Consider the following 17,702-nt stretch of genomic DNA (forward strand, 5'->3'; position numbering starts at 1 on the left):
AAATTTTCGCAGGATGTTGCGAGTGTCTTTCTGATGGGGGAAGCGTAAGGGAGTGGGGATTTGCGACGTAATCAGTCGCGGGATGAGGTTGTTGTAGGACGTTGCCTGGATTGATGAAGGACGGCGGCGAAAGGGTGTGAGCGATCTTGTCTGGCTGGCAGGGCTGCTTATGATCGTCAATTGATCGCTGCCTTCGGAGAGGAAAAATGAACAGTAATGGAATGCGGCCGATTCATTCCGGTGAAATCCTCAAAGAGGAGTTTCTTGAGCCGTAGGCATTTCAGAATCAGCGTTCGCCCATTCGTTGGACGAATGTTTGGAAACGGTAAACGAAATCGTCATGTACCAGCGTTGTGTCAGTGCCGATCTAGCGGGCAAGGTATCTCGTTGCCTGAACACCACGCCCGAGTTCTGGCTGAACCTGCAAGCGACTTACGATTTGCGGGAAGCCGAAATCGAACGTGGTAGGGCTTCAAATACTTAAAGCGATTGCAACATCCGCGAAGCACGCTTCCACCACGATGCATTGATCGAGCGCTGCGGCCGTTCATGGCCCGGCAACATCTGCGGAACATCCTGCAACCGAATCCACGGCTGGTTATTCCAGTGCAGCAAACTCAACGACATCTCCGGCCAGTTCAGCAGGCTCAGGATCGGGCGTTCGGTTGCGGTGGGGTGTTGCGCGTCTCTGAGAGCTGGCACTACGTCGTGGGTCAGCCATTCGCGCAGGCCTCGGTATTCGGGGCAGTAGTGGTAGACGAGCAGGGCGTAGACGCCAGATTCGCTGATTAGCAGGGTGTTTTCGAGGGTGCCGTGGATGAGAACTCGCGCGGATTGATGTTGATCAGGATCGAGTTTGCGGACGGCGCGTTCGTCGAGGAAGAGGCGCAAGAGACGGCCTAGATCACGGGCGCTAAACTAGGCTTGGTTTTCCAACAGCAGGGCGTGGAGATAGAGTTTGTGGCGGATGAAGATGTGTGGGGACAGATAAGCGTCATCGCTATTCATTGATACAGCTCCTTTTGCTAATGGGGCTGCCGGCAATCGTCGCCAAACGATTGGGGGTGGCAGCTGTACGCGGGTTGGCGAACCGGAGCAAAAGGAACCCGGCAGACCCGAAGGTCTCCCACGCACAGCCGCCATGACTCGAGAGATGGTCGTCGTGCACCTTAAGCTTCCAGGTCGCCAAACCCAGTGCTGAATATTCAGCTGGGGATGAGCTTAGGAACCTGGGCTTCGCGGCGCTATCGGACGGCGGTGGTGATCTTTGTAGGACGTTGCCGAGATTGTGGCGGGGCGGAAGATCAAAAGATCGCAGCCTACGGCAGCTCCTACAGGGGGCGGTCTATCCAGTGTGGGAGGGCTGGTAGACCGAGGTGACGCTATTCGCGGGCGAGCCCGCTCCCACAGGGATTTGCAGTGTTACTCGGCAGGTGGATTCAGCTTCGCTTCCAGCTCCGCCACCTTGGCTTCAAGACTCTCCAGCCGTGCCCGGGTGCGTGCGAGCACGACCATCTGGCTATCGAACTCTTCCCGGCTCACCAGATCCAGCTTGCTGAAGCCACTCTGCAACAAAGCCTTGAACTGGCTTTCGATTTCGCTTTTCGGCAATGGGGTTTCGCCGCTGAAGAGGCGTGAGGCGGTGCCGGTCAGGGCGTCGAGGAAGTCTTTGGGTGCGAGCATGGCAAATGTCCTGTCAACAATGGCGGGCAGTGTATCACGCAGTGTCTATAGTCAATTTCGGCGGGTCGTCGACGCACGCTTTTCGCGCATGCGGACGGACGGCAGCGCACTGTTGTTGTGCGTTAGTTCGCGGGTAATGGAGGGCGCCGGCTCGTGGTATTGGCCAAGGGATTGAATTCAGTGGGTTTTGGCGAGATGGCAAGCTTTCTGCTTAGTGACTATCAACCCATGCACTGATGCAGTCGCTGTGACGAATGCAGTGCGCCAGGCGAAACGGGGGAAGTGTTTCGTACGGGGTGGTTAGCTGGGGTCGTACGGGCATTCAAGGCCGACGATGCGTTACAAAGCCAGGCACTGCGCTTAGACTTGAGTCGGGTTTGTTTTCCTGGGGCAAGTCCACCAATTCGGGAGAGAGTTTTCATGAAGCTAGTCACTGCCATCATCAAGCCGTTCAAACTGGACGACGTGCGCGAGTCGCTGTCCGAGATCGGCGTGCAGGGCATTACCGTTACTGAAGTCAAAGGCTTCGGTCGGCAGAAGGGTCACACCGAGCTATATCGCGGCGCGGAATACGTGGTCGATTTTCTGCCCAAGGTGAAGATCGATGTCGCCATTGACGACAAGGATCTGGACCGGGTTATCGAGGCGATAACCAAGGCAGCCAACACCGGCAAGATCGGTGACGGCAAGATCTTCGTGGTCAATCTGGAACAGGCGATTCGCATCCGTACCGGCGAAACCGATACCGACGCGATTTAAACGCCGCCACAAACCCAACGCCCCAGGAGAAAACAATATGACTCTGCGTAAATTCGCAGGGCTAGGAGCCCTGTTGTCCCTCGTAATGCCCGGCCTGGCCTTGGCGGCAGACGAAGTGGCGGCCCCAGTCCTCAACTCTGGCGACACCGCCTGGATGATGACCTCGACAGCCCTCGTGCTGTTCATGACCATTCCCGGCCTCGCGCTGTTCTACGGCGGCATGGTTCGGTCCAAAAACATTCTTTCCGTGATGATGCAGTGCTTCGCCATTACCGGCCTGATCAGCGTCCTGTGGGTCATTTATGGCTACAGCATCGCGTTCGACACCACCGGCATGGAACAGGGCGTCATCAATTTCAACTCGTTCTTCGGGAGCCTGAACAAGGCCTTCCTCGCCGGCATCACGCCAGCCAGCCTGACGGGTCCTGCGGCGCTGTTCCCTGAGGCGGTGTTCGTTACCTTCCAGATGACCTTCGCCATCATCACTCCTGCGCTGATCGTCGGTGCCTTCGCCGAGCGGATGAAGTTCTCCGCCATGCTGATCTTCATGGGCGTGTGGTTCACCCTGGTTTACGCACCGATTGCGCACATGGTCTGGTCCGGTAACGGCGGCCTGTTGTGGGACTGGGGCGTACTCGACTTCGCCGGCGGCACCGTGGTGCACATCAACGCCGGTGTGGCCGGTCTGATTGCCTGCCTGGTACTGGGCAAGCGCAAAGGCTTCCCGACCACTCCGATGGCCCCGCACAACCTCGGTTACACCCTGATGGGCGCCGCGATGTTGTGGGTCGGCTGGTTCGGCTTCAACGCCGGTTCCGCTGCGGCGGCCAACGGTACCGCCGGCATGGCGATGCTGGTAACGCAGATCGCAACCGCTGCGGCCGCACTGGGCTGGATGTTCGCCGAGTGGATGACTCACGGCAAACCGAGTGCACTGGGTATTGCTTCGGGTGTGGTCGCCGGTCTGGTCGCCATTACGCCAGCCGCTGGCACGGTGGGCCCGATGGGCGCGCTGGTGATCGGCCTGGCAGCGGGCGTGGTGTGCTTCTTCTGCGCCACCACCCTGAAACGCAAACTCGGTTATGACGATTCCCTGGACGCCTTCGGTGTGCACGGTATCGGCGGTATCCTCGGCGCGATCCTGACCGGTGTGTTCGCTGCACCGTCGCTGGGTGGCTTCGGCACCGTCACCGACATCGCCGCACAAGTCTGGATCCAGTGCAAAGGCGTGGGCTTCACGGTGATCTACACCGCGATCGTCACCTTCATCATTCTCAAGGTCCTGGACGCTGTCATGGGCCTGCGTATCACGGAAGAAGAAGAGGCTGTCGGCATCGACCTGGCACTCCATAACGAACGCGGCTACAACTTGTAAGACGCGCATAAAAAACTTGCCCGGCTTGCCGGGCATTTTTTTGTCTGGCGTTTGTCAGTGAAGGACCTGCTGAAAGGTTTTTTCGTACACGTTCAGGGGCGTTTGCGACGGGCGTTTTTCTGCAGGCAATGGCTTACATGATTGAAGGAATATTAGGGCCTTTGTTTTTTCCCAGAGCGCGCTAGAATGCGCCCCGAACGTGCGGAGAACTGTATGTGGCAACAGACTCTGATTACCCTGCGGGCACGGCCCCGGGGCTTTCATCTGGTAACGGACGAGTTACTCGCCGGCTTGCCTGAACTCAAGGCGTGTCGGGTCGGTCTGTTGCATTTGTGGCTACAGCATACCTCGGCGTCGTTGACCATCAACGAGAACGCCGATCCGGCGGTACGTCGCGACTTCGAACGATTTTTCAATCGTCTGATCCCACAAGGAACAGACGGCTATGAGCATAACGACGAAGGCCTGGACGACCTCCCGGCGCACTTCAAGGCCAGCGTGCTTGGCTGTCAGCTCAGTTTGCCGATCTCGGCAGGCCGACTGGCGCTGGGGACCTGGCAAGGTGTTTATCTGGGCGAGCACCGTGATTTTGGCGGTGCCCGTAAAGTCCTCGCCACCGTGCACGGTGAAGAGGCATGAACCGCTGGTCACCAGCGGTTATTGAATTTTTCCGGCAACTGTCGACAGACGGTAAAGCTGGGCTATAACTAATCTGCTTTTCGCAAGAGTCATGAGGTAGAACATGAGCGACGATGATCTGGAAAACGACGACCTCGAAGTAGGCGACGACGACGAAACCGAAGAAGGTCTGGAAGCAGCGGCCGAAGACGTCGCTGAAGACGACGGTGGCGACGCGCCCGTTCCGACCGCCAAAGGCAAAGCCAAGGCAGCGGTATCGGTCGATGAGCTGCCGAGTGTCGAAGCCAAGAACAAGGAACGCGATGCTCTCGCGCGGGCCATGGAAGAGTTTTTGGCCAAGGGCGGCAAGGTGCAGGAAGTGGAGGCCAACGTGGTCGCCGATCCTCCCAAGAAGCCTGATAACAAGTACGGCAGCCGGCCTATCTAAGCGTCTGCCCTTGGTTGCTGAAAAAGCCCGCCGTCGCTGCGGGCTTTTTCATGGGCGGTGCAAAACGCTTGAGCTCGACACGATCCCCTGTAGAAGTGAGCCTGCTCGCGATTGCGGTGTGTCAGGCAACATAAATGCTGAATGTCACACCGCAATCGCGAGCGGGCTCACTTCTACAAGGGAAAATCGGTGGTTTCAGGATGGGTGTCGGGAATTCCACAGGGCCAGCAACGCCGGCAATTCGGTCAAACTGCGAATCTCGGCATCCGGAGCCTTCGGCGCTTCCCACGCTTTACCTTGCGGGTTAAACCAGATCGCCCGCAGCCCTGCCTGCTGCGCACCGGCAATGTCATCGCCTGGATGATCGCCAATGTGCACAGCCGTTTCAGGTGTTGCCCCGCCACGTTGCAACGCTTCATGAAACAAGCGCGCATCCGGTTTGGCGATGCCGATGTCTTCGGCGCACAAGGCAAACTTGAAGTAGTCCGCCAGCCCTAACCGACGCACATCGGCGTTGCCATTGGTGACCACGCCGAGGGCGTAGTGTTTGGCCAGGGTTTCCAGGGTCGGCTCGACTTCCGGGAACACCTCGATCTGATGCCGCGCATGCAAAAACACTTCAAAGCTTTGGTCGGCGAGATCGTTTGCCTGGTGATCGTCGTAACCGGCTTCTTCCAGGGCGTGGAACAACACTCGACGACGCAACGCGCTGATGCGGTGCTTGAGCCCCGGTTCACTACTGAGGATCCGCTCACGAATCGCCCACAAATGCTCTACCGGTACGCCCCCAAGGTTCGGCGCATGCTCGGTCAGCCATTCACGCAGTACGGCCTCGGCGCTGATGATCACCGGGGCGGTGTCCCAGAGGGTGTCGTCGAGGTCGAAGGTGATCAATTGGATGGTCATGAGTCATCGCCTTTAATGCGTTTGGCCCGTGGATGGGCGCTGTCGTAAACCGTGGCCAGGTGCTGGAAATCCAGGTGGGTGTAGATCTGGGTGGTCTTGATGTCCGAGTGGCCGAGCAGTTCCTGCACCGCGCGCAAGTCCTGCGAGGACTCGAGCAAGTGGCTGGCAAAGGAGTGCCGCAGCATGTGCGGGTGCAGGTTTTGCCCCAGCTCCCGCTCGCCGGCCGCCTTGACTCGCACCTGAATCGCTCGTGGCCCGAGGCGTCGGCCTTGCTGGCTGACGAATACGGCGTCGTCGGCCGGGTTGGTCATCGCGCGCAGGGGCAACCACAGCTCCAGCGCTTCGCGCGCTTTCTTGCCGACCGGCAACAGACGGGTTTTGCTACCCTTGCCCAGCACTTGAACCATGCCGTCGGCCAGATCCAGCTGATCCAGATTGAGCCCGGTCAGCTCTGAAAGACGTAATCCCGAGGAATAGAACAACTCCAGAATCGCCTGATCCCGCCGCGCCAGGAAATCATCCTCCACCGCGCCCTCCAGCAGTTGCAGCGCGCGGTCGGTGTCGAGGGTTTTCGGCAGGCGGCGTTCGCCTTTGGGCGGCGCCAGGCCATTGGCCGGGTCGTGGTCGCACAGGCCTTCGCGATTCAGATAGTGATAGAGCCCGCGAACCGCTGATAACAGTCTCGCGAGGCTGCGGGACGATTGGCCCTGTGAATGCAGGCGCGCGATCAGGCTGCGCAGACGCTGAATGTCCAGCGCGGCCCAGCTGCCGATGTTCTGTTTGACGCAGAAGCCCAGCACCTTATCGAGGTCGCGACGGTAGGCGTACAGCGTATGAGGCGACACCTGCCGCTCACTGCGCAGGTGTTCGCAGTAAGCGTCCAGTTGCCGTTCCATGCTCAGCGGACCGAGCGCAGGGAGCTGTTGACCCGTGGCAGCACGCGGCCCATGACTTCGGCGATGTAGCTCAGGAACAGGGTGCCGACCGAGCTTTTGTAGTGTTGCGGATCACGGCTGGCGATGGCCAGAATACCGTGAATGCCTTGATGGCTGATCGCGACGACGGCGGTGGAGCCGATTTGCTTGCGCTGTTCTTCGCCGAACAGGAAGTCCAGTTCGTGTTCGCGCAGGCTGCCGCTGACGCTTTTATCTTCCGAGAGCAAGCCGCCGATGGTCGTTTGCGCCTCGGCGTGAGTCACCCAGCGGCCCACCGGCATCGGGTTGTCGCCCAGCAGGATCAGGCTGACAAAAGGCACCTGGAAATCCTGGCGCAAGCTGTCTTCGACGCTGATCACCACGTCTTCCAGGCTGGTGGCGTCCATCAGCGCGAGAATCAGGCGGCGGGTCTTGTCAAAGAGACGGTCGTTGTCGCGGGCCACGTCCATCAAGTGCGACAGGCGATGCCGCAGCTCGATGTTGCGGTCGCGCAGGATGGTCATCTGGCGTTCGACCAGCGAAATGGTGTCGCCGCGACGGTGCGGAATGCGCATGGCCGGGAGCAGTTCTTCGTGCTCGATGAAGAAATCCGGATGAGCCTCCAGGTACGCGGCAATCGCCGCCGCCTCAAGGCTTTCGGAAGGGGATTCGTCGGGCTGCAGGGCGGGAACCTGGGGCTTGTCGGTCATGGATTTCGCTCACTCAAAGACGCACTTGTCCTTCGTATACGCGGACTGCCGGGCCGGTCATCATGACCGGTTGGCCAGGGCCTGCCCACTCAATGGACAAGCGCCCGCCAGGCAGGTCGATCAATAGCGGCGAATCCATCCACCCCTGGCTGATCGCGGCCACTGCAGCTGCGCAGGCACCGGTGCCGCAGGCCTGGGTTTCCCCGGCGCCACGTTCCCAGACGCGCAACTGCGCTCGGTTCCGGTCGATGACCTGGAGAAAACCGACATTGACCCGCGCCGGGAAGCGCGGGTGGTGTTCGATTTTCGGCCCCAGTTCATGCACCGGTGCGTTATTGATGTCGCTGACCCGCAGCACGGCATGGGGGTTGCCCATGGACACGGCGGCCAGTTCGACGGTCGTACCCTCGACATCGAGCTTATAACTCAAGGCCTGTTCTGGCGCGTCGAATGGAATCTCGGTCGGTACCAGGCGCGGTGCACCCATGTTGACACCAATCTGGCCGTCGCTGCGGATATCCAGTTCGATGATGCCGCTTTTGGTCTCGACGCGAATCTGCCGTTTTGCGGTCAGGCGCTTGTCGAGCACGAAGCGGGCGAAACAACGCGCACCGTTGCCGCACTGTTCCACTTCGGAGCCGTCGGAGTTGAAGATCCGATAACGGAAATCCACGTCCGGATTGCTCGGCGCCTCGACGATCAGCAACTGGTCGAAACCGATGCCGGTGTGCCGATCGCCCCATTGTTTGGCGTGCTTGGGCAGAATGTGCGCGTGCTGGCTGACCAGGTCGAGGACCATGAAGTCATTGCCCAGGCCGTGCATCTTGGTAAAACGCAGCAGCATGGGGTTACTCCGGCAGCAGGCTTTCGCCAGCAAACAACTCGGCTACCGTCTCACGGCGACGCACTTCAATTGCCTGATCACCGTCCACCAACACTTCAGCGGCGCGGCCGCGGGTGTTGTAGTTGGAACTCATGACAAACCCGTAGGCGCCAGCCGAATGCACGGCCAGCAGGTCGCCTTCTTCCAGGGCCAGCTGACGATCCTTGGCCAGGAAGTCGCCGGTTTCGCAGATCGGGCCGACGATGTCGTAGGCACGCGCCGCGGTGTCACGCGGGCGCACGGCGGTGACGTCCATCCAGGCCTGATACAGCGCCGGGCGGATCAAGTCGTTCATGGCCGCATCGACGATGGCGAAGTCTTTATGTTCGGTGTGCTTGAGGTACTCGACCTGGGTCAGCAGCACGCCGGCGTTGGCCACGATGAAGCGGCCCGGTTCGAATACCAGTGCCAGGTCACGCCCGTCGAGACGCTCGCGCACAGCCTTGATGTAGTCGCCAGCCAACGGTGGCTCTTCGTCGCGGTAACGCACGCCCAAACCACCACCGAGATCGATGTGGCGCAGGTAGATGCCGCAATCGCCGAGGCGGTCGACCAGGCCCAGCAGGCGGTCGAGGGCATCGATGAAGGGTGGCAGGGTGGTCAGCTGCGAACCGATGTGGCAATCGACGCCGACAATTTCCAGGTTTTGCAGTTGCGCGGCGCGGATGTACACGTCTTCGGCGTCGGCAATGGCGATGCCGAACTTGTTCTCTTTGAGACCGGTGGAAATGTACGGGTGCGTGCCCGCATCAACGTCCGGGTTCACACGCAGCGAGATCGGTGCGCGAACGCCCAGCTCGGCGGCGACCACTTGCAGGCGTTCCAGCTCATCGGTGGATTCGACGTTGAAGCAATGCACGCCGACTTCGAGGGCGCGACGCATGTCGTCACGGGTCTTGCCGACACCGGAGAACACGATCTTGTCAGCGCTGCCGCCAGCGGCCAGCACACGTTCCAGCTCGCCACGGGAGACGATGTCAAAACCGGCGCCCAGACGCGCCAGGACATTCAGTACACCCAGGTTGGAGTTGGCCTTGACGGCAAAGCAGACCAGGTGCGGCATACCGGCCAGTGCATCGGCGTATGCCAGGTATTGGGCTTCGATGTGCGCGCGGGAGTAGACGTAGGTCGGTGTGCCGAAACGTTCGGCGATGGCCGACAGGGCCACACCTTCGGCAAACAGCTCCCCGCCACGGTAGTTAAAAGCGTCCATGGCGTTCCCTTATTGGTAGACGTCGTGCTTGTGTGCTTTGGAGACAGGCTGTTTTTGCGAGGACTTGGCCTGTTCGACAGGGTCCTGGTCTTCGTCTGGCAGATACAGCGGGCCTTTTTGACCACAGGCCGACACAAGGCAGGCAACCGCGACGAGCGCAGCAAGGGAAGAGATCAGGCGCTTCATGGCGAAATCCTTGAAAATGCGTTAATTGCGCCGGAGTATACCGGCCACCCGTCAGCTTGCCTATGCGACGGGGCTCCCGTCCGGCGGGGCTTGGCACGATGCCGGTCAGCCGGGCGCAATCCCTGTGGGAGCGAGCCGGCTCGCGAAGGCGTAGTGTCAGTCAACATTGATGTTGAATATGATGGGCCCTTCTCGAGCAGGCTCGGTCCAACAGGTTTAGTGATCACCTTGGGTCGTTATCCTTTGCAATCACCGGGGCTCGCCCGTATCTTGCGGCGCTTGAGCGTGAACAGACACTTTTTGAGGTTGCCGCAATGAGTTTGACCGAAGCCCGTTTCCACGATCTGGTCGATGCCACCCAGCAGACGCTGGAGGATATTTTTGACGAGTGTGACCTGGATATCGATCTGGAGAGTTCGGCCGGTGTGCTCACCGTCAAGTTCGAAAACGGCAGCCAGTTGATCTTCAGTCGTCAGGAACCGCTGCGTCAGCTGTGGCTGGCGGCGGTCTCCGGTGGTTTCCACTTTGACTACGACGAAGAGAGCGAGCGCTGGATGTGCGACAAGAGCGAAGAGCAGCTGGGCGAAATGCTCGAGCGCATCGTCAAGCTGCAAGCGGACGTCGAACTCGATTTCGAAGGTCTGTGAGATTGTGACCGAGCCTGCCGTCGTTCGCCCACCGAAGCCGCTCTACAGCAATGTCAGCCCGGCGGTCCCTTCGCCGTGCAGTGGTGTGTGCCGGCTGGATGAACAAAAGGTGTGCCTGGGGTGTTTTCGCCATGTCGAAGACATCCGCGAATGGCGTTCGGCCGACGATGATCGTCGGCGTGTGATCTGCGCCCAGGCAGTCCAGCGCAAAGCCTTGGCATAAGAGCTTTTGTGGCGAGGGAGCTTGCTCCCGCTGGGCTGCGAAGCGGCCCCAAAAAGCTTACGACTGCTGCGCAGCCGAACGGGAGCAAGCTCCCTCGCCACAGGCAAGCCTCTCTCAAAAATGTCAGCGCAGGTGCGTGGTCGCCCCTCACTTGTATATTTATTGAGCTGTGATAGTGTCCAGAAACGCCTCAACCCATCGAGGCTCGTGAAAACCCCGCCTTTTTCTGGCGGGGTTTTGCTTTTTCTGTGCAGAAGAAAGGAGTCTGCCTTAATCATGACCGCACCTTCCATCACCCTTACTCGTCTGGACGTGCAACGTCTGGAGCGCCTGATCGACAGCCTGGATGACACGCTGCCGGGCGTTATTGCGCTGCAAACCGAGCTGGACCGCGCCGATACGCTGGTCGGTCACGAAGACGTGCCTGCCGATGTCGTAACGATGAATTCCCGTGTGCATTGCCGTGAAGAAGGCAGCGGCAAGGACTATCACCTGACGCTGGTTTACCCAAAAGACGCCAATGCCGACGAAGGCAAGATTTCCATACTGGCGCCCGTCGGCAGTGCACTGCTCGGTCTCAAGGTTGGTCAACACATCGACTGGCCGGCACCCGGCGGCAAGACCCTCAAGCTGACGTTGCTGGAAGTCGAGTCACAGCCGGCCAATGGCGGCGACTTCCCGGAGTAACGCTCCTCAGACCTGTTCGAGCGCCTCGTTCAACGAGCGCTCCAGGTCAGCCTTGTAACGCAGATACAGATTGCTTGAACTCTGACCGTCACCGAGCAGGCCCGAGAGGTCGAGGTCGGTGATGTAACAGCGATAGCGCTCGGTCTCGCGGCGTTGCTCGACGATCTCTTGCGCGACCACGCTGAACAGTTGGTCGCCATGTTCCAGCTCTGAAAACTCTCGCTGATTGCAATACAGCGTCACCTGTACCTCGCCCGGCGCGGCTTTGCCGATGATGGCCTGCACGTCGTAGAACGGTTTGTTGACTGGCGTTTGCGGCGCTGGCCGCGTTTCTACCCGGCGCCCGCGCCCGGAGCCGGACGGCAGCAGTTGGTAGTACAACGTGTCCAGGGTCAACGGCTGCGCGGCATCCATCGGCAACAAGGCATCGCGCCGGTACTGGATCGATTGCAGGAAACGTTGCAACGGCACCAACAGGCTTTGTTCGTCGTGATAGGGCAGGCGTTGTTGCCACAGTGCATTGAGCTCATCCAGCACGTAGAGATCAGCCTGATCCTCATTGATTCTGTAGAACACCTGAATGCACTCGGGCTGGCCCATCGGCAGGATCAGCGCGAGGTCGTGGTCTTCCAGCGCCATCGGGTCCAGGTGCAGCGGGCTGTAGCCTGTCAGTTCCTCACCCAGGTAATCAATCAGCGCCGGCAAGGTGGCGATGGCGACGTGGTTGACCTGGCCCGGCACCAGTTCCAGCACGTGATAGTGCTGCTGGACCTGGATCAGGTAACGGTGATTGAGGTTGCTTAACAGCAGGTTCTGCGCGGAGTCGATCACCTCTTCTACCCGGCGGGCAATGAATTGCGCACGGTTATGGCAGAAGCACCGAACCCGCAGCTTGGGCTGCTGTGGCCCGCTCGGCAGGTTGTTGAGGTAGGCGCGCAGGCAGTCGAGCAGGGCATGAGGGCCGTCGTAGCGGCTGACCAGCACTTCGTTCCAGCTGTTGAGCGTGACCTGGTCCAGCGTCAGCACCAGGTTCTCGCGAACCCCGGCATAGCTCAGCGAGTCGGTGCGCTCGGTGGTCATCAGGATGTTTAAATCGCGATGGTGCTTGAGCGGGTCGACGCCAACGTTCACGAGGATCAGCACCTCGCTCGGTACGCTGGCGCGCAGCAAGGGTTCTTCCGCGACGGTAGTCAGGGGCAGGGCAATGCTCTGTTGCAGGCTGCCGAGCAGGTTGAACAGTTCGAACTCGCTCAAATCGCTGGTGCCTGGGTGCAAGGCCAGCCGCGTGCTGCTGTCGATCACGCCATTACGGTGGCACCAGGTCAGGAGTTCCAGCAATTGGCGGCTGCGCTTGATCGGCGCGAAATGTTCCCACTCATGAGCGGCCAGGCTGCCGTTGTACAGACCCCACTGGGTTTGCCCGGGTTCTTTCTTGTTGGGCGCCTGCACCAGCGTCAGCGTGTCTTCGGCCAGGTCCGGGGCGATGCCCGGGTTGATGAATTCGACCTTGTCAGCCTTGCGCTCGAAGGCCGCGTACAACCGGCGACCCAACACGTTGAGGTCGCGCTTGTTGATCAGGCTGACGGTGTCTTCGGTGCGGGCGAACTGGGTCAGGAAGCGGTAGCTGTAGTTCAACTCGTTGACCAAGGCGCGACGTTCAGCGCTGACCTGGCGGACTTTCCACTGGCTGCGGCTATCGAGCAGCGCCAGTTGCCGCTGATCCCAGCCCCATTCCTGGGCCAGTCGCTCAAGCAATGAACGCTGCCAGCTCTGGGTGCGGGTGTTGCCGGTCAGTTTGCGATTGACCTTCAGGTACAGCGCGCGGCGCACCAATTCCAGCCGTTCCGGCTCGCCCCGGGCCTTGAGGTATTCCTCGATGCGCCGGTAGACCACGATGTACGGGTCCAACTCGTCGAGGTCCAGTTGATTGGCGAAAACGGCTTGCTTGAAGCGCAGGCTCAGGCAATGAACCTTGGGGTGCTCGCTGGCGTAGACCTCGGTCAGCAGCAGCTTGAGTACGGACTTGTAGGGCGACTCGATGCCCTTGAACAATTGCCAGAGCCCGGCGCCGATGAACTCCCCCGGCGGTATGAATGCCAGATGCCCCAGGTCCAGGCTTTCGTCGGCACGGATGAAGCGTTTGGACAGCAGCGTGTGGGTGTAGCGGTCGTAGGCGGACTCTTCATAGACTGGCACCAGCCACCAGATCGGCGTGCGGCCGGCCAGCCAGATGGCGGTGCGGTAGAACTCGTCCAGCAGCAGGTAGTGCTGGGTGGTGCCGCAGTCTTCGGAGCTCAACTGGGTGTCGCGCTCACCGAGCACGAAGCGCGTCGGGTCGATCAGGAAGAAATGCGCCTCGGCGCCTTGGCTTGCGGCCCAGACCTCCAGCAGCTGGCACTTTTTACGCAGCTCCGCGAGCTCGCTTTCGCCGAGGTCCGGCGCGTGGCAGACCCAAACGTCCATGTCGCTTTGATCGGCTTGAGCCAGCGTACCCAGGCTGCCCATCAGGAACAGGCCGTGGATCGGTCGCGGCGGATTGCTGCCATGGCGCGGCTTGTAAGAGAACGAGCGGGTCAGGCGCTGGGCTTCAGCGAGGGCATTGGCGTCCGGCTCGAAGTTCGACAGCCCGGCCGGCGTAGCGCCGGAAACATACCCGGGCAATAACGGATGATTGACGTGGAAAAACAGCGGTAGCAGCGTCAGCACCGTTTGCTGGCGGGTCGACAACCCTTCCATGGCCCGGGCCATGCGGCCTTCATTGAGTTTGAGAAAGCGTGCGCGCAGTTGGCTGAGAACCTTGCGGTCGATTCCCTCGTCCAGATCGGGGCGGATTTCATGGGTGCGGGTCATGTCAGCTCAAACCGGCTCGCGAGGCTCGGACGTGGGGGCGGCGGATGAGGGGCAGTTTAGCGCCTCGGGCCCGCCACCTTTAAGCTGAATTTGTATTTTTGACGTCAGATTTTTATCGCGAGGCGACAGCAGGCCGCCGGGTTTGCCCGCGGAAATCCCGTGGCAGGGGTTTCCGTGGGCGAAGCGGTGATCTCAGGCAGTTTCTCGGACGTTCAGAATGGTCAGCAGCGTTTGCACGTTTTGCGCGGCGTCACGCCCCAGGCTGGTCAGGTAACCGCCATCGGGCTGGTCGATCAGTTCCTTTTCAAACAGGCGTTGGGCGGCGGCAATGGCTTTCGGGGCAGCGGTCTGATGAATTTTCAAACCTTCCTGGGAACTGTCCAGGTTGAAGAGTGCGAGGATTTCCAGTTCGGCAACCAACTCAGGGGTAAGCGACATAAGGACTCCAGACTTTCTAGGAATTGGACGACAGCGCCCCTAAGGTGAGCCCACTCGTGCGGCATGTCCAGTGCCTGCATCAGGGTTTTTTCACCTCGGGAAGCATTCCCCGGCGGCTGGTGCGGCAGCGGGGTGCGTACCAGTGTAGTCAGGGCATGGGGGAAGGCAGGATGGATGGGTGACAATTTGTGTAGGAGCGGATTGCCCGCTCCCGCATGGTGTTCGCTTACTTCTTTTCCGGCGGCAATTCCGGCAGCGCACGCAGCGCTGTTTCGTACCATTCGGTGTTGAACGCGCGGTCTTCTTCCAGGATCGCGTCGATTTCTACCGCTAACACGTGAGCCATCATGTTGAGGATTTCTTCACGTTCGTAACCCACCAGGGTCAGCTTGTTGAAGGTGGCCTTGGCCGCTGGCGGGTTGTCGCTTTCAATCTGGTTTTCGATGGCTTCGATCAGGGTGGTTTCGGTAAATTCTTCTTCGTCGCTATCGATGTCGATTGGCTCGCTCATGGCAGGCTCCTCAAGTTAAGGCGGCCAGTTTACCTGCATTCAGCGCTGTGATGCTGCTGGCAAGAATCGCTTCGGCGTTCTATAAAACAGGACTGCCAACCCCGCACGGCCTGGAGGCTTTGTGATGCTCAAGCTTTATGGATTTTCCGTCAGCAACTACTACAACATGGTGAAACTGGCGCTGCTGGAGAAGGGACTGCCGTTCGAAGAAGTGCTGTTTTACCCTGGCCCGAGCCCGGAAGCGCTGACCATCAGTCCGCGCGGCAAGGTGCCAGTGCTGGGCGTCGAACAGGGTTTCGTTAATGAAACCGCCATCATTCTCGAATACATCGAACAAAGCCAGAAAGGCACACCTCTGTTGCCAAGCGATCCTTTCGAGCGCGCCCAGGTGCTGGCGCTGGCCAAGGAAATCGAGCTGTACATCGAGTTGCCGGGGCGCATGTGCTACGGCGAGGCGTTTTTTGGCTCGCCAGTGCCAGAGGCAATCAAGGACAGGACCAGGTCCGAGTTGCTGCTGGGGTTCGCCTCGCTGGCGCGACACGGCAAGTTCGCCCCTTATGTGGCGGGTGACAGCCTGAGCGTTGCCGATCTGTATTTCCTGTATAGCGTGCCATTGGCCGCTGCGGTGGGGCAGAAGTTGTTTGGCCTGGATTTGTTGGCCGAGATGCCAGAAGCCAAGGCGCTGCTGGAGCGTCTGGAGGCGAATCCGAATGTGCAGAGGATTGCTGCGGACAAGGAAGCGGCGATGCCAGCGTTTATGGCGATGATCGCGTCCAAGAAATGAAATTTGTAGCGTTCTGAAGTCAGACATCGTCGGAGCGCCGCCCGGAGCAAGCTCGCTCCCACAGTGGAAAGTGCTGAACACACCGGGCCACTGTGGATGCGAGCCGGCTCCGGGCGGCGTTCCGACGAAGCTTTTAGCGGCTGGCGAGCAACGCCTGGCCGCGAACCACTGCCTGCTTGACCTGTGCTGGCGCAGTGCCGCCGATATGGTCACGGGCATTCACCGAGCCTTCCAGGGTCAGCACGGCAAACACGTCCTGATCGATCTGGTCGCTGAATTTACGCAGCTCTTCCAGGCTCATTTCCGCCAGGTCCTTGCCGTTTTCCACACCGTACTTCACCGCATGGCCAACAATTTCGTGGCAGTCACGGAACGGCAGGCCACGGCGCACCAGGTAGTCGGCCAGGTCGGTGGCAGTGGAGAAACCGCGCAGCGCCGCTTCGCGCATCATCGCGTGCTTGGGTTTGATCGCCGGGATCATGTCGGCAAAGGCTCGCAACGAGTCGCGCAGGGTATCGGCGGCGTCGAACAGCGGCTCTTTGTCTTCCTGATTGTCCTTGTTGTAGGCCAACGGCTGGCCCTTCATCAAGGTCAGCAGGCCCATCAGTGCGCCGAAGACGCGGCCGGATTTGCCGCGAACCAGTTCCGGCACGTCCGGATTTTTCTTTTGCGGCATGATCGAGCTGCCGGTGCAGAAGCGGTCTGGCAGATCGATGAACTGGAATTGCGCGCTGGTCCACAGCACCAGCTCTTCGGAGAAGCGCGACAGGTGCATCATCGCGATGCTGGCCGCCGAGCAGAACTCGATGGCGAAGTCGCGATCGGACACGTTGTCCAGCGAGTTGCCGCCGACGGCGTCGAAGCCCAGTAGCTGCGCGGTGTATTCGCGGTCGATCGGGTAGGTGGTGCCCGCCAGCGCAGCGCTGCCCAATGGCATGCGGTTGGTACGCTTGCGGCAGTCGACCAGACGCTCATAGTCGCGGCTGAGCATTTCGAACCAGGCCAGCATGTGGTGCCCGAAAGTCACGGGCTGTGCGGTTTGCAGGTGAGTGAAGCCGGGCATGATGCTGCCAGCTTCGCGCTCTGCCTGCTCCAGCAAACCTTTTTGCAGGCGGGTGATTTCGCCGAGGATCAGGTCGATCTCGTCACGCAGCCACAGGCGGATATCGGTGGCAACCTGGTCGTTACGGCTACGGCCGGTGTGCAGCTTCTTGCCAGTGACGCCGATGCGATCGGTCAGGCGCGCCTCGATGTTCATGTGCACGTCTTCGAGGTCGATGCGCCAGTCGAACTGGCCGGCCTCGATTTCACCCTGGATGGTGTTCAGGCCATCAATGATGCTGTCGCGCTCGGCATCGGTCAGCACGCCGACCTTGGCCAGCATGGTGGCGTGGGCGATCGAGCCCATGATGTCGTGGCGATACAGGCGCTGGTCGAAAGTGACGGAGGCGGTGAAGCGGGCGACGAAGGCGTCGACGGGTTCACTGAAGCGGCCGCCCCAGGACTGATTGGTCTTGTCAGTGCTCATGAATTCGCTCGTATCGGCTGGAGAAAAGTGACGTTGAAAGCTGTCGCGGATAATAACAGGGTTGCCAATCCTGTCGCTGACACTGGTCGATACGTTTTTTTCTTATTGCGCGGTCCATACTCAAGGTGAGCCTTCGGGAAATTGCGCAACGATATTTTTCATTTGAGCAATAACGTCCCGGCAACCGTCTACAGTTGGACAGTAGGATCACCGCACTTTCTGGTGCGATTACTGACTATAAGAAGAGGGGGTGTTCATATTGTGTATCGGCAAACCCTACGGCGATCCCTCGCCAACGCGGGCCAGAGCCTCCAATCACGCGGCAGTTGAAAATTTAGC

At 60.0% G+C, this 17,702-nt stretch carries 19 protein-coding genes and 2 pseudogenes; 9 read left to right on the forward strand and 12 right to left on the reverse strand.

The annotated features are described in order from the left end of the window. The first annotated feature begins 206 nt into the window (after window positions 1-206). Window positions 207-484: pseudogene (locus tag SB725_RS01655) on the forward strand (HigA family addiction module antitoxin). On the opposite strand, the pseudogene SB725_RS01660 reads toward SB725_RS01655, so the two are convergent. After that, window positions 481-1,008: pseudogene (locus SB725_RS01660) on the reverse strand (Bro-N domain-containing protein). The pseudogenes SB725_RS01655 and SB725_RS01660 overlap by 4 nt on opposite strands. A 414-nt stretch (window positions 1,009-1,422) precedes the next feature. After that, the gene (locus tag SB725_RS01665) at window positions 1,423-1,683 is read right to left on the reverse strand and encodes an accessory factor UbiK family protein (protein ID WP_046032213.1); all 261 of its coding nucleotides are present in this window, start codon (window positions 1,681-1,683) and stop codon (window positions 1,423-1,425) included. Window positions 1,684-2,103: 420 nt separating this feature from the next. Here SB725_RS01665 and glnK point away from each other — a divergent pair, with 420 nt between their 5' ends. The 4 genes from glnK to sutA all read left to right on the forward strand — a co-directional run bounded on the left by glnK (window position 2,104) and on the right by sutA (window position 4,883). Next, entirely contained in the window at window positions 2,104-2,442 is a 339-nt protein-coding gene (glnK, locus tag SB725_RS01670; RefSeq protein WP_002555808.1) for a P-II family nitrogen regulator, read from the forward strand. Window positions 2,443-2,479: 37 nt separating this feature from the next. Continuing rightward, window positions 2,480-3,817 carry an ammonium transporter gene (locus tag SB725_RS01675; protein WP_027926392.1) on the forward strand — a complete coding sequence of 446 codons (1,338 nt, stop codon included), beginning with the start codon at window positions 2,480-2,482 and terminating at the stop codon, window positions 3,815-3,817. A gap of 213 nt (window positions 3,818-4,030) precedes the next feature. Continuing rightward, on the forward strand, window positions 4,031-4,456 hold the full coding sequence (locus tag SB725_RS01680) for a secondary thiamine-phosphate synthase enzyme YjbQ (protein WP_008030499.1): 426 nt from the start codon (window positions 4,031-4,033) through the stop codon (window positions 4,454-4,456). Window positions 4,457-4,559: 103 nt separating this feature from the next. Next, a complete protein-coding gene (gene sutA, locus SB725_RS01685; RefSeq protein WP_008050867.1) occupies window positions 4,560-4,883 on the forward strand; it encodes a transcriptional regulator SutA in 324 nt (107 codons plus the stop codon). Window positions 4,884-5,078: 195 nt separating this feature from the next. Here sutA and SB725_RS01690 read toward each other — a convergent pair whose 3' ends face one another. The 6 genes from SB725_RS01690 to lptM are packed head-to-tail and all read right to left on the reverse strand — an operon-like array spanning window position 5,079 to window position 9,695. Further along, window positions 5,079-5,789, reverse strand: a complete 711-nt coding sequence (locus tag SB725_RS01690; protein ID WP_194940474.1) for an HAD family hydrolase — start codon at window positions 5,787-5,789, stop codon at window positions 5,079-5,081. After that, entirely contained in the window at window positions 5,786-6,685 is a 900-nt protein-coding gene (xerC, locus tag SB725_RS01695) for a tyrosine recombinase XerC (protein ID WP_008040629.1), read from the reverse strand. The genes SB725_RS01690 and xerC overlap by 4 nt, the downstream gene beginning before the upstream one ends. 2 nt (window positions 6,686-6,687) lie before the next feature. After that, window positions 6,688-7,413: a DUF484 family protein gene (locus tag SB725_RS01700; protein ID WP_027926404.1), complete on the reverse strand. Its 726-nt coding sequence runs from the start codon at window positions 7,411-7,413 to the stop codon at window positions 6,688-6,690. Window positions 7,414-7,426: 13 nt separating this feature from the next. Beyond that, window positions 7,427-8,257, reverse strand: coding sequence for a diaminopimelate epimerase (gene dapF, locus SB725_RS01705; protein ID WP_027926405.1), 831 nt, complete (start codon window positions 8,255-8,257; stop codon window positions 7,427-7,429). Between the two features lie 4 nt (window positions 8,258-8,261). Continuing rightward, window positions 8,262-9,509: a diaminopimelate decarboxylase gene (gene lysA, locus SB725_RS01710; protein ID WP_027926406.1), complete on the reverse strand. Its 1,248-nt coding sequence runs from the start codon at window positions 9,507-9,509 to the stop codon at window positions 8,262-8,264. A gap of 9 nt (window positions 9,510-9,518) precedes the next feature. Further along, window positions 9,519-9,695: an LPS translocon maturation chaperone LptM gene (lptM, locus tag SB725_RS01715; RefSeq protein WP_032833701.1), complete on the reverse strand. Its 177-nt coding sequence runs from the start codon at window positions 9,693-9,695 to the stop codon at window positions 9,519-9,521. 314 nt (window positions 9,696-10,009) lie between these two features. On the opposite strand from lptM, the gene cyaY reads away from it, so the two are divergent. The 3 genes from cyaY (at window position 10,010) to rnk (ending at window position 11,252) form a co-directional block, all read left to right on the forward strand. Continuing rightward, entirely contained in the window at window positions 10,010-10,342 is a 333-nt protein-coding gene (gene cyaY, locus SB725_RS01720; RefSeq protein WP_027926407.1) for an iron donor protein CyaY, read from the forward strand. Between the two features lie 4 nt (window positions 10,343-10,346). Then, window positions 10,347-10,565, forward strand: coding sequence for a DUF1289 domain-containing protein (locus SB725_RS01725; RefSeq protein WP_410921192.1), 219 nt, complete (start codon window positions 10,347-10,349; stop codon window positions 10,563-10,565). 276 nt (window positions 10,566-10,841) lie between these two features. Then, a complete protein-coding gene (gene rnk, locus SB725_RS01730) occupies window positions 10,842-11,252 on the forward strand; it encodes a nucleoside diphosphate kinase regulator (RefSeq protein WP_027926409.1) in 411 nt (136 codons plus the stop codon). A 6-nt stretch (window positions 11,253-11,258) separates the two neighbouring features. Here the strand turns inward: rnk and SB725_RS01735 are convergent, their stop codons facing one another. The 3 genes from SB725_RS01735 to SB725_RS01745 form a co-directional block, all read right to left on the reverse strand. Next, the gene (locus tag SB725_RS01735; protein WP_410921193.1) at window positions 11,259-14,102 is read right to left on the reverse strand and encodes a class I adenylate cyclase; all 2,844 of its coding nucleotides are present in this window, start codon (window positions 14,100-14,102) and stop codon (window positions 11,259-11,261) included. A gap of 192 nt (window positions 14,103-14,294) precedes the next feature. After that, entirely contained in the window at window positions 14,295-14,540 is a 246-nt protein-coding gene (locus SB725_RS01740) for a TIGR02647 family protein (RefSeq protein WP_027926411.1), read from the reverse strand. 226 nt (window positions 14,541-14,766) lie between these two features. After that, window positions 14,767-15,051: a hypothetical protein gene (locus SB725_RS01745; protein ID WP_027926412.1), complete on the reverse strand. Its 285-nt coding sequence runs from the start codon at window positions 15,049-15,051 to the stop codon at window positions 14,767-14,769. 124 nt (window positions 15,052-15,175) lie between these two features. Here SB725_RS01745 and SB725_RS01750 point away from each other — a divergent pair, with 124 nt between their 5' ends. Next, window positions 15,176-15,835 (forward strand): glutathione S-transferase family protein, encoded by a 660-nt coding sequence (locus tag SB725_RS01750; RefSeq protein ID WP_027926413.1) that lies wholly within the window; start codon window positions 15,176-15,178, stop codon window positions 15,833-15,835. Between the two features lie 133 nt (window positions 15,836-15,968). Here SB725_RS01750 and argH read toward each other — a convergent pair whose 3' ends face one another. Further along, window positions 15,969-17,363 carry an argininosuccinate lyase gene (gene argH, locus SB725_RS01755; RefSeq protein ID WP_027926414.1) on the reverse strand — a complete coding sequence of 465 codons (1,395 nt, stop codon included), beginning with the start codon at window positions 17,361-17,363 and terminating at the stop codon, window positions 15,969-15,971. Window positions 17,364-17,702: the final 339 nt, after the last annotated feature.

Source organism: Pseudomonas sp. SIMBA_041, assembly GCF_046535095.1.
Lineage (GTDB): Bacteria > Pseudomonadota > Gammaproteobacteria > Pseudomonadales > Pseudomonadaceae > Aquipseudomonas > Aquipseudomonas mucoides.